Origin of the sequence: Vibrio sp. Sgm 5 (assembly GCF_026241575.1) — a bacterium.
GTDB lineage: Bacteria > Pseudomonadota > Gammaproteobacteria > Enterobacterales > Vibrionaceae > Vibrio > Vibrio jasicida.
In genome coordinates, this window is record NZ_JAPHPY010000003.1 from 121,888 (window position 1) to 133,810 (window position 11,923).

Consider the following 11,923-nt stretch of genomic DNA (forward strand, 5'->3'; position numbering starts at 1 on the left):
CTTCATCGCCATCCAATCACTGGGTGGCGATTTTTTATATCCCTATTAATTATGAATTTAGAACGTTACAACCGCATTCATCAGGTGCTAAAAGCACGCCAAACCGACCTCACTCTGTGCCTTGAAGAAGTTCATAAGCCAAACAACGTATCCGCTGTGATCCGTACTGCTGACGCAACAGGCTTACACAAAGTTCATGCGATTTGGCCAGACAAAATGCGTACCCTCACTCACACCTCAGCAGGCGCACGTAACTGGGTAGAAGTAGATACTCACAATTCGATTGAAACCGCGATTACCGAGCTCAAAGCGCAAGGCATGCAGGTTTTGGTCACGAACCTTTCGGACACCGCGGTCGATTTTCGTGAAATCGACTACACCAAGCCAACGGCAATTATTCTGGGTAGCGAAAAAATCGGCGCTTCAGAGCAAGCGAAGAAACTCGCAGACCAAGACATCATTATTCCAATGATCGGTATGGTGCAGTCTCTGAATGTCTCAGTCGCCAGTGCTGTGATTCTTTATGAAGCGCAGCGTCAGCGTGAAGCCGCTGGCATGTACGAACGTGAAGAGAGCGCTCTACCAAAAGAAACCATCAACCGCATTATGTTCGAACGTGGGCATCCGGTCTTAGCAAAGGTAGCGAAGCGCAAAGGGCTAGAATACCCACAACTTGATGACGAAGGCCAAATTGTGGCTGACGAATCATGGTGGAAAGAGATGCAGAAGAAATAAATAGACTCGAGAGGCGAGAACGTTTCACTTCGGGATAACCTCATATCGTCAATCGATATGGCTCTTTCTCGCCTCACTGGTTAGTTTATTTCCGCGCTCTCGAATCTCGGAGCGTAAGCGTTCCCATATCCCTTTCTCTAACTTAATCCTGTACAAAAACACAGCTTAGTGGTTAACATACTGCTATGTTAACTATTTTCTTGAGCCCACTATGTCTGCCCAAATGTTATCTGCTGTTCCTTTAACTTCTCTGTCTGGAGTTGGCGCTAAAGTCGCAGAAAAACTCGCCAAAGTTGGTTTGCATAGCGTTCAAGATCTACTGTTTCATCTTCCTCTTCGTTACGAAGATCGCACTCGCATTTATCCAATCGCCAAACTGCATGCCGGACTTTGGGCGGCGGTACAGGGCAAAGTCATGGCTGTCGATACTACTTTCGGCAAACGCAAAATGCTGACGGTAAAAATCAGCGACGGCAATGGCACGATTACCCTACGCTTTTTTAACTTTACTGCTGCGATGAAGAACAACTTCTCGAATGGTAAGTTAGTACACGCTTACGGTGAAATTAAGCGTGGCGGTATGGGCTTAGAAATTGTCCACCCTGACTACAAGTTTTATGTAAGTGAACAAAAACCGGATGTGGAACAAAGCTTAACCCCCGTTTATCCAACCACCGATGGGTTGCGCCAAATCACTTTGCGTAACCTGACGGAACAAGCCTTATCACTCCTAGATAAAGCCGCAGTACAAGAGTTGCTACCTTCCGGTTTGTACGATCACCAGATCACCATGTCGCAAGCGCTGCATACGATTCATCGACCGCCTCCAACAACCATTAATTTGGATGAGTTTGATGAAGGTAAACACCCAGCTCAAATTCGTTTGATCATGGAAGAGTTACTGGCGCAGAATCTCTCTATGTTGGCAGTGCGCAGCAAAGGGCAACAGGACGTTGCATTGCCTTTGGCGCCGTGTGACTCACTAAAAAAACAGCTACTGGCTCAATTGCCCTTCTCGCCGACCAATGCTCAAGCACGAGTCGTTAAAGAAATTGAAGCTGACTTAGAAAAAACGCACCCAATGATGCGCCTTGTTCAAGGTGACGTAGGCTCGGGGAAAACTTTAGTTGCTGCGCTTGCTGCCGTCAGAGCCATTGAACACGGCTATCAAGTCGCTTTAATGGCACCGACCGAGCTACTCGCCGAACAGCACGCAATTAACTTCGCTAATTGGTTCGAGAAAATGGGCATTCAGGTCGGTTGGCTTGCGGGTAAATTGAAAGGTAAAGCCAAAGAAGCCGAACTAGCTCGGATTGCCAGTGGTGAAGCGAAAATGGTAGTGGGCACTCACGCCCTTTTCCAAGAGCATGTTGAGTTTCATCATCTTGCTTTGGTCATTATTGATGAACAGCACCGCTTTGGTGTCCACCAGCGCTTAGAACTGCGAGAGAAAGGCGCGAAACAAGGCGCTTATCCACATCAGCTCATCATGACAGCAACGCCGATTCCGCGAACATTAGCCATGACTGCTTATGCCGACTTAGAAACGTCGGTGATAGATGAGCTACCGCCAGGTCGAACACCAATCCAGACCGTCGCGATTCCAGACACCAAACGCGATGATATCGTCGAACGAGTGCGCAATGCTTGCTTAAACGAAGGCAAACAAGCGTATTGGGTATGTACCTTAATTGATGAATCTGAAGTCTTGGAAGCTCAAGCTGCCGCTGATACCGCAGAAGAGCTGCAACGCAAACTGCCTGACGTAAAAATTGGTCTAGTGCACGGACGAATGAAGCCCGCAGAGAAGCAAGCTGTGATGCAGGATTTCAAAGACAATAAACTGCATTTGCTGGTCGCAACGACAGTAATTGAAGTTGGCGTAGACGTACCTAATTCCAGCTTGATGATCATCGAGAACCCAGAGCGTTTAGGTTTGGCTCAGTTGCACCAGCTTAGAGGTCGTGTTGGTCGAGGTTCAGTCGCCAGTCATTGTGTGTTGCTGTATCACTCGCCACTATCAAAAACCGCCCAAAAACGTTTAGGCGTATTACGTGAAAGCAACGACGGCTTTGTGATTGCACAGAAAGACTTAGAGATTCGTGGGCCGGGTGAGCTTCTTGGTACCAAACAAACTGGCTTGGCCGATTTTAAAATTGCTGACTTAGTACGAGATCAGCGCTTGATTCCAGAAGTTCAACGCATTGCGCGTTACATTCATGACAACTACCCGACGAATGCGACCGCAATTATTGACCGTTGGTTAGGCGAGCGTGATATTTATTCTAAGGCGTAAGCTGTTCTTTTCTCACCTACCCTCACTCCATTAATAAACCTCCTTACAGACACTGTTCTGTAAGGTTGGTTTTGCATACATTCATTCCACCAATGAATCTCTCATTTAATAAAAACCAAGTCGACTTTATTCAATAATTACGACAAGTTAGAGCAAGTAAACTCTACATAAAATTAATACTCCAAGCGGATATAAAAACGTCATAAATACACAATGTCATCAAGGATAGATGCATGAAAAAACGTACCTTGCTTGCGGTCACAGCAGCATTAGTTGGCTCTGTACACTCCGCCCCCATAGCAGCGCAAGATAAACAAAGCGCGATTCTTCAGTCGGCTGAGCTTTTTGCCAAAAGTTCGGCTTACTTTAATCCAAAAATATCACCTGACGGCAATCACTTAGCCTTTGAATCCAGTATCGATGGTAAAGATGCTTTGGTTATACTCGACAGTAAAACCATGCAGCCGAGCAGTGTGCTGCGCTTCTCAGGTAACGAGCAAGTGGGTGATTATTATTGGGTCAATAATGAACGAGTTGTCGCATCCAAAGAATATTTAAAGAGTTGGTCTACCGCTCCTCGCTACTATGGCGAACTCGTCTCGGCCAATGTGGATGGAAACAAATACGCTTATATATTTGGTTATAACCCTCCTCAAACTAGCCGCCTAGTGCGAGCATCCTCTATCGTAAGAGCTTACGGTGATGTCCTAGATATTCTGCCTGAAGACGACCGCCATATCTTAGTTTCTGCTCTTCCTCTTGGTGAATACAGTTTCAACTTAGAAGCGCCAAGAGAGGTGTACCGCGTCAACGTATACACCGGTAGGCGCTCAAAGATAACGACAGCACCCATCCCGTTTAGTCGGTTTCTCACCGACCATGATGGTGAAGTTCGCTTTGTTTCAGGCTTGAATAACAATAACAAAGTCGAGCTTTATTATCGCGTCAACGATCAATGGAAAAGCTCCGATAAATTGGCGGCTTTAAAAAACTTCGAAGAGTTCTATCCCATCTCTTTTGCAGAGAATCAAGATTCCGTTTATGCCGCGATAAGTCAGTCAGGTGAGCCAAGAGCAATCCATCACCTCAACTTAAAAACCGGTAAAAGTACAAAAGTTGCTTCGGATGATACCGTCGATCCGAAGGAATATTGGTTAGATCCAGACTCAAAGCAACTTTACGCGGTCGAGTTTGAAAGTGATTACCCTACTTATGCCTTTGTTGATCCAAAAAACAAACGCAGCGAATACTTAAAGCAAATCCTCACTTCTCTGCCTGGTCATCAAGTTCGCCTAGTCAGTGAGACAGAAGCTGGTGACGCTTACGTCATCATGGCCTTTAACGATAGAAATCCTGGGGATTACTACTTATTTACCACCGAGCCAAAAGAAATCCGTTATCTGTTCTCGGCACGAGAGTGGTTAGACCCAGAGAAAATGGCCGAAGTGAAGCCTTTTGAGTTCACCAGTCGAGACGGGAAAACCATATCAGGCTATCTGACATTGCCTCCAAATACTGAAGCAAAAAATCTCCCTCTTATCGTCAATCCGCATGGCGGTCCTCATGGTCCACGAGATTGGTGGCGTTTTACCGAGGAGAATCAGTTTCTCGCTAACAATGGTTATGCTGTGATGCAAGTAAACTTCCGTGGTAGTGGTGGTTTCGGTAAGCAGTTTGAAGAGGCTGGCTATCGTAAATGGGGAACGAACATTCAATATGACATCATCGACGCCACCAAACACATTGTCGCAGAAGGCATAGCAGATAAAGAACGCATCTGTATTTCTGGCGGAAGCTTTGGTGGATACAGTGCATTGCAATCCGCCACCCTTGCACCTGAGTTATTCCAGTGCGCCGTGGGCAGTGCCGGTGTTTATGACCTTGAGTTGATGTTCACCGAAGGTGATGTGCCCGATAGCCGCATGGGATTAAGCTTTTTGAAAGAAGTACTGGGAACCGACCCTAAAGTCTGGAAAGCCATGTCTCCAACTCATAATGCAGACAAGTTAAAAGCTTCTATTCTTCTCGTGCACGGGGGAAAAGATCAACGTGCGCCTATTGAACATTATGAGGCAATGGCTAAAGCACTCGACAAGCTCAACTACCCATATGAATCTTTTGTGTTAGACGATGAAGGACATGGCTTTTACAAAGATGAACACCGAGCTAAATATTACGCTCATGTGTTGGGCTTCTTTGATAAGCACTTAAAAACTAACCTCCCAAGGTAAACCTTAAAGGCGATAACCATTCCGTTATCGCCTTTTCTTTTCAGCCCAAAGCAAACGTTTGCTTTTTGAATAAATCCCTCTATAATCGCGCTCAAAATTTATGGTGTGCACCTTGTCACATCAAACCAACCTGAGTTGACACTGATTAACAGCAATCACAGGTCATAACGTCAACTCCACCCAGCACTCCCATTCAGCGAGCTCTGGGGCAAGAATTATTGCGACTAGCGAGACAAACATGACAACTTCAAACCGAACTTCGGAACTGGTCTATCAGTTAAACGATCGTCCACCACTACCTCAGACCATTTTTGCTGCACTTCAGCACTTATTGGCGATGTTCGTAGCCGTTATTACTCCTTCTCTGATCATTTGTCAGTCTTTGGGTGTGCCTGCAGACCAAACCAATACCATCATCAGCATGTCACTGTTTGCGTCAGGCGTGTCTTCCTTTATTCAAATTCGTACCTTTGGTCCGATCGGCTCTGGTTTGCTTTCAGTGCAAGGCACCAGCTTTAACTTCTTAGGTCCAATCATCGGTGCGGGTCTTTCTCTTAAAGCTGGCGGCGCTGATCTTAGCACCATGATGGCAGCGATTTTCGGTACTATCTTGGTGGCGTCTTTTGCTGAAATCCTGCTATCTCGCGTCCTAGAACACGCACGCCGCATCATTACGCCATTAGTATCTGGCATTGTCGTGACGCTTATCGGTCTAACACTTATCCAAGTGGGTTTGGTATCAATGGGCGGTGGCTACGCGGCAATGAGCGACGGCTCTTTCGGTAGCCTAGACAAGTTAGCTCTCGCTGGTACGGTACTTGGCCTAATCGTAATTCTTAACCGTTCAAAGAACCCATACCTACGCGTTGCATCAATTGTAATTGCTATGCTGGTTGGCTACGTCATGGCGTACTTCATGGGCATGGTCGATACCTCAACACTGGGCGAAACTGATCTCATCGCACTGCCAATCCCAATGCAATACGGCTTAAGTTTCGACTGGTCGCTGTTTATTCCATTGGTTCTGATTTTCTTCATTACGGCACTAGAAGCGATTGGTGACATTACCGCAACGTCTGAAGTTTCTGGAGAGCCAGTGAAAGGTCCGGTTTACATGAAGCGCATCAAAGGCGGCGTATTAGCTGACGGCCTGAACTCAGCGATTGCAGCATTATTCAACAGCTTCCCGAACTCTACCTTTAGCCAAAACAACGGCATCATAATGCTCACTGGCGTAGCAAGCCGTTACGTGGGTTACTTCATCTCAGGCATGCTGGTGATTCTGGGTCTGTTCCCGGGTGTGGCAAGCTTTGTTCAGCTGATTCCTGAGCCAGTACTGGGCGGCGCAACCATCGTGATGTTCGGCACCATTGCCGCAGCGGGCGTGCGCATTATCTCTCGTGTCGATCTCGATCGCCGCGCAATCCTAATTATGGCGCTGTCATTCTCAATGGGTTTGGGTATTGCACAAAAACCTGAAATTCTGCAATTCATGCCTGAGTTCATCAAGAGTATTTTCTCAACAGGCGTGGCGGCAGGCGGCATCACCGCTATCGTATTGAACCTACTGCTTCCAGAGAAATTGGAAGAGGAAGGTGAGCAGGTTGCTCAAGAGGTAAAAGAATCCTAACCTTGCCTAGGATGATCGGGGAGCCCAACCTAGTCATAGGTTGGGCTTTTTTATTGGAATCGATTGAGCAAGAAAGCTTACTTGGTTGGGAAACTGATTTGTGCGCTTAACCCGCCTTCACTGCGGTTACGTACCACAACCGAGCCAGAATGTTGGCTAACGATACGCTTCACAATGGCTAAGCCCAATCCGGTCCCCTCACTGCCTCGCGCGGTATCACCACGAGTAAAAGGTTCAAACAGCTTGGCAATTTGCGACTGCTCGATACCCGGGCCATTGTCTTCAACGCAAACCCACACCAACTGTTTGTCGGCCGTGACGCCCGTACTGATTTTCACCCAGCCATTGCCGTATCGTAGAGCATTAACCACAAGGTTACTCACCGCGCGTTTAATCGCGATTGGACTGCCTTTCGCGGTTGGCATCGTAGGGTTGAGGTCAGTTTCGATTTCGACTTCATAACCCCCTTCCGACGTTGCTACATCGCTGGTAATGGTATTGATGTCCACCTGCTCAAACGACTCTTTATTTACTGGCTTGAGGTAGTCCATAAACTGACTGATGATCTCGTTACACTCTTCGGTATCACTGATGATGCCTTCGGCTAAGTAACTGTCTTCAGGTGACATCATTTCTGTCGCGAGGCGAATACGCGTCAGTGGCGTGCGTAAGTCGTGACTAATGCCTGCCATTAGTAGCGCACGATCTTCTCCCAGCTCTTGAATACCTTTCGACATCTGGTTGAATGCGCGAGTTACAGAGCGGATTTCTGAAGCACCTTTCTCTGGCAATGGCGGCGGAATTTCACCTCGACCTACTCCTTTCGCGGCTTTTTCTAACGCAATCAAAGGTCGGTTTTGCAAACGGATAAACAACCAGCCACCAGCAATGATAAGAAGCGCCATGATCAAGCTGTTACGGAACAGCGGAGCAAAATCTTCTTCTTGCAGTTCAGAGAGCGGAATACGAATGATGGAGTTCGGCAACTGATCGATGCGCATCCACAGAATGTAGCTCTCACTGCCAAGTAGCAAACGAACTTCCGTTGGTGAGCCAAGCTCTTGCGACATTTCTTCTGACATCAAGTCAATCGACATCGCATGATTGAACTCATTCATCATCTCGCTATCAACGCTATGTACTGTTACTCCAAGATTTTCTAGCAATTGGTGACGCAGAGGTGCATCAGACTTGAGTAAACCATCTTCATCAAGAACCAAATTCAATTCATGAGCGAGAATTTTGTTGAACTGTTGCAAACTTGGCATCAACGCGTAATTAAAAACGGCGTAGTAAGAAAAGACTTGGCTAGCGAGAAGCAAAGAAATGAACAGTAAAATGGATTGTGTAAATGAACTTCGGATTCGCATGGAGGATCCCTAATGGACTGTTCCTAGTGAACAACATTAATTGCGAGTTTCCAGCCCTCAAACAGGAAGGAGGTTTGAGGGTGGAATGTGAGCAGCCGAGTATTATCGGCAGGCCTTAGAAGGTATTACGCGTCTTTGCCGTCTGGGACGAACACGTAACCTAAGCCCCATACCGTTTGGATGTAGCGTGGCTTGCTTGGATCGTCTTCTAGCATGCGGCGTAGACGTGAGATTTGAACGTCGATAGAACGTTCCATCGCTGAGTATTCACGACCACGAGCCATGTTCATCAGCTTATCACGTGACATCGGCTCACGAGCGTTAGTCACAAGTGCTTTCAGCACCGCAAACTCACCTGAAGTCAGTGGCATCGCCTCTTCACCACGGAACATTTCGCGCGTTCCTAGGTTCAGACGGAAGTCACCAAACTCAACGACTTTCTCTTCCGTGCTTGGCGCACCAGGTAGTTCAACCGTTTGGCGGCGAAGTACTGCTTTAATTCGAGCCAGCAGTTCGCGCGGGTTAAACGGTTTTGGTAAGTAATCGTCTGCTCCCACTTCTAGACCAACGATACGATCAACTTCATCGCCTTTCGCCGTCAGCATTAGGATAGGTAGCATGTTGTTGGCATGACGTAAACGACGACAAATCGATAAGCCATCTTCGCCCGGCAACATTAAATCCAGCACCATAAGGTGGAAGTTTTCACGGGTCAGAAGACGATCCATCTGCTCGCCGTTAGCGACACTTCTCACCTGAAAACCTTGCTCAGAAAGGTAACGCTCCAAAAGAGCACGCAAACGAGCATCGTCATCAACCACTAATATTTTATGATTTTCCTGCATTGAAACATCCTTTCAGAGGCATCTATAGTCAAAAATGTATCACTGTTTTTTCAAACGTGCTTGTGCAAATTGTTACTCTTTTTATCTTAGCCACGATTTTGATGGATTATTCCCATGTTTCACCTTGTTTTTCTTCCCTTCACAACAATTTACAGTCAGACAAAATCAAGGCTAATATGATCAACAGAATCCAATAACGGCTGATTTACTTCTAATGAAAACCAATTTAATTACCCGTGAAGGCTACAATCGCCTAAAAACAGAACTCGACTTTCTTTGGAGAGAAGATCGCCCAGAGGTCACCAAAAAGGTAACTTGGGCAGCAAGCTTAGGCGACCGAAGCGAAAACGCAGATTATGATTTACAACAAAAAACGCTTGCGTGAAATTGACCGCCGCGTCAGATACTTACGCAAGCGTCTAGAGCAAGTCAAAGTGGTGGATTACTCACCTCAGCAAGAAGGCAAAGTGTTCTTTGGTGCTTGGGTGGAAATTGAGAACGAAGCGGGCGATGTGAAGAGTTTCCGAATCGTTGGTCCCGATGAAATCTATGGCGATGCAAAAGGTTATATCTCGATTGATTCCCCAATGGCTCGTGCGCTACTAAAAAAAGAAGTCGATGACGAGTTCGCAGTGAGAACGCCGGAAGGCTACAAAGAGTGGTTTATTAACAGCATTCGCTACCAAGCCGAAGAAAACTGATTGAGTTACACGATAAAAAGAAAGCCGCACTTAAGAGTGCGGCTTTTACGTTTTGGATATCAACCTTGAAGGTTACTCTTCGTAGTCAGGCTTCTCGGTCACAATGTAGTTGGTATCGCTGGCAACAATCGCACCGTGCTTCAAGAAGTTCTTACCCAGAATCATGCTGTAATGGAAGCGGCTGCGGTCTTGCAGGTTAACGCGAATCTTCTTCTCTAACTCACCCAACTTGACGTGCATTTCCACTACAGGGCGTACGTTGGCCTTCTCGCCTTTCTTGGCTTTAATGCGCATCACGTCGACAACAGGCTTGGTAAATTCTTTCTTCATGCCGCTGTCATTCTCGTAGGTAAAGCTCACCATGTCTTTGCCATCTTTCTTGAACTGTTTGATGTTCTTGGCATTAATCGAGCTCACATCCGCACCTGTATCCAACTTCACAGGGAATGACATACCTTCCACTTCCGCCACTTCAATATGGCCCGCTTTGAACAGCGGTTTTGCATCCAGCAAATGATCCGCACGAGTATTCAGAAGCACACCACCTTTTGCCATGTTGTGGCCAAAGACAAAAAATGGTTGCTCTTGATCGCCCTTCTCTAACACATCAATGGCGAAATCAATGGTCTTCTCTTCGTCACCAAATAGGAACTCACCTTCCACTACTGGGCGTACTGAGTCACCTACCTTGAGCTTCTTCAATACGCGTTTAGTGATTTTCTCTTCTTTGCCTTCTGCATTCGGGAGATAGAAGGTCACGACTTCTTTCTTGTCTTTTTCGGTCAATTCAAAACCATCCACACGCATCAGTGGTGTCTTCACCGCAAAAGTGGGATACGCAGACAAGACGTAGCCATCAATATTGACGGATTCCTCTGGCGAGATAACCAGCGGTTTCGATTTCAATGCACTCTTAAAAGACTTCTCAACCCCGCCGAGAAGATTTTCTTTATCGGTATCAATCACAAAGTGCTGGCTTGCAACATCCTTACCCAAGCGAATTTGCGAACTGAAACCACTGCGGTCACGTAGGTACACCAACCATTGCTGAGTCTCGGTTTCACTCACTTGCACTGGAAGGTAAACCAAAGGACGCTCACTCTTGCTGGTTTTCAGCATGCGAACAAGTGGCAGTGTCATTGGGTGACGCTTACCGTTTTCGCCTTCAAGGGTGAAAGAGACTTGTTTTTTCTTCTTATCGACCTTGATGTTCAGCGCATGCACGTTGGTGTAGCGACTGGTAGTAGAAATACTGATGCGATATGGCACGCCTTCAACATTCACCGTTTCTTTCTTACCGATCATTTGTGCATTTGGCTGCTCTTGCAGGTAATCATAACCAGCAAACACCCACGCGTTGTTATCGAGGTAAGTTTTACCAATCAAAATCGGCGCTGAGAATTGAGTACGCTTGGTTAGGTTCACTACCGTATCGACCGTGTGCCCTGCAATGGTCATCGGCATTTTTACCGTCGGGCGCAGAATAGGTTTTTCACTGGTACGGCTACGGATCGCACTGATACGTTCAAGATCATCGGTGATCTTAATTTCTTTACCGGTGTATGGGTGATGAAGAGTGAACGTCACTTTCACTTGATAAGGCTTGAAGCTGTCTGCATCCCACTTCGCTTTAGTTCCTCCAAGGTCATCGATGATTGCCCACATCAACTTGCTATCTTTTAAGTTTTTGTATCCTGGGTTGGTACTGCTTACATGGATGTTTTCTGCGTGCATCGATGTCGTATCGGCACCGGTATCAATTTTACCGATGAACGGCACATCGCTTAGCTCTGGAATGTCGCTGTAATACACGCTTTCAACACGGCCTAGTACCAGTTTGTCATCAAGTTGATAGATTGGATCTTGGGTTGTTGCAGAGAGAGATTGTGACCACGCGAGCGGTGCCGCTAATAAGGCACCTGAGAGCGCCAGAGCCAAAGACATTTTCTTCATCATTGTTTTCCGTGTGAGCTAAGGTACAGGGGTTAGTCGATAACCAAACGTATAAGTTCTCAATTTAATTACAGTTTTGACACAAATCTGACTGATGTCCACCAGCGCTCGGTAAATTTTTGCGTTACTAGTTTAAAACATTGCAAATTCCATGAATGGCCC

At 46.6% G+C, this 11,923-nt stretch carries 7 protein-coding genes and 1 pseudogene; 5 read left to right on the forward strand and 3 right to left on the reverse strand.

Translation table 11 applies throughout. The annotated features are described in order from the left end of the window. Nucleotides 1–51 precede the first annotated feature (51 nt). The 4 genes from trmH to OQJ86_RS03015 all read left to right on the forward strand — a co-directional run bounded on the left by trmH (nt 52) and on the right by OQJ86_RS03015 (nt 6,892). Complete coding sequence (trmH, locus tag OQJ86_RS03000) at nt 52–735, forward strand: tRNA (guanosine(18)-2'-O)-methyltransferase TrmH (protein WP_265986235.1); 684 nt, start codon at nt 52–54, stop codon at nt 733–735. 211 nt (nt 736–946) lie between these two features. Next, nucleotides 947–3,031, forward strand: coding sequence for an ATP-dependent DNA helicase RecG (gene recG, locus OQJ86_RS03005; protein ID WP_265986236.1), 2,085 nt, complete (start codon nt 947–949; stop codon nt 3,029–3,031). 233 nt (nt 3,032–3,264) lie between these two features. Beyond that, entirely contained in the window at nt 3,265–5,262 is a 1,998-nt protein-coding gene (locus OQJ86_RS03010; RefSeq protein ID WP_265986237.1) for an alpha/beta hydrolase family protein, read from the forward strand. A 238-nt stretch (nt 5,263–5,500) separates the two neighbouring features. Further along, a complete protein-coding gene (locus tag OQJ86_RS03015) occupies nt 5,501–6,892 on the forward strand; it encodes a uracil-xanthine permease family protein (RefSeq protein ID WP_061035051.1) in 1,392 nt (463 codons plus the stop codon). Between the two features lie 77 nt (nt 6,893–6,969). Here the strand turns inward: OQJ86_RS03015 and envZ are convergent, their stop codons facing one another. Together envZ and ompR are read right to left on the reverse strand one after the other, a co-directional pair. Next, nucleotides 6,970–8,262, reverse strand: a complete 1,293-nt coding sequence (envZ, locus tag OQJ86_RS03020; RefSeq protein WP_265986239.1) for a two-component system sensor histidine kinase EnvZ — start codon at nt 8,260–8,262, stop codon at nt 6,970–6,972. A gap of 125 nt (nt 8,263–8,387) precedes the next feature. Next, nucleotides 8,388–9,107, reverse strand: coding sequence for a two-component system response regulator OmpR (gene ompR / locus OQJ86_RS03025; RefSeq protein WP_265986240.1), 720 nt, complete (start codon nt 9,105–9,107; stop codon nt 8,388–8,390). 214 nt (nt 9,108–9,321) lie between these two features. Here ompR and greB point away from each other — a divergent pair. Continuing rightward, nucleotides 9,322–9,808: pseudogene (gene greB / locus OQJ86_RS03030) on the forward strand (transcription elongation factor GreB). Between the two features lie 72 nt (nt 9,809–9,880). On the opposite strand, the gene OQJ86_RS03035 reads toward greB, so the two are convergent. Further along, on the reverse strand, nt 9,881–11,764 hold the full coding sequence (locus tag OQJ86_RS03035) for a RimK/LysX family protein (RefSeq protein ID WP_265986241.1): 1,884 nt from the start codon (nt 11,762–11,764) through the stop codon (nt 9,881–9,883). Nucleotides 11,765–11,923 lie beyond the last annotated feature (159 nt).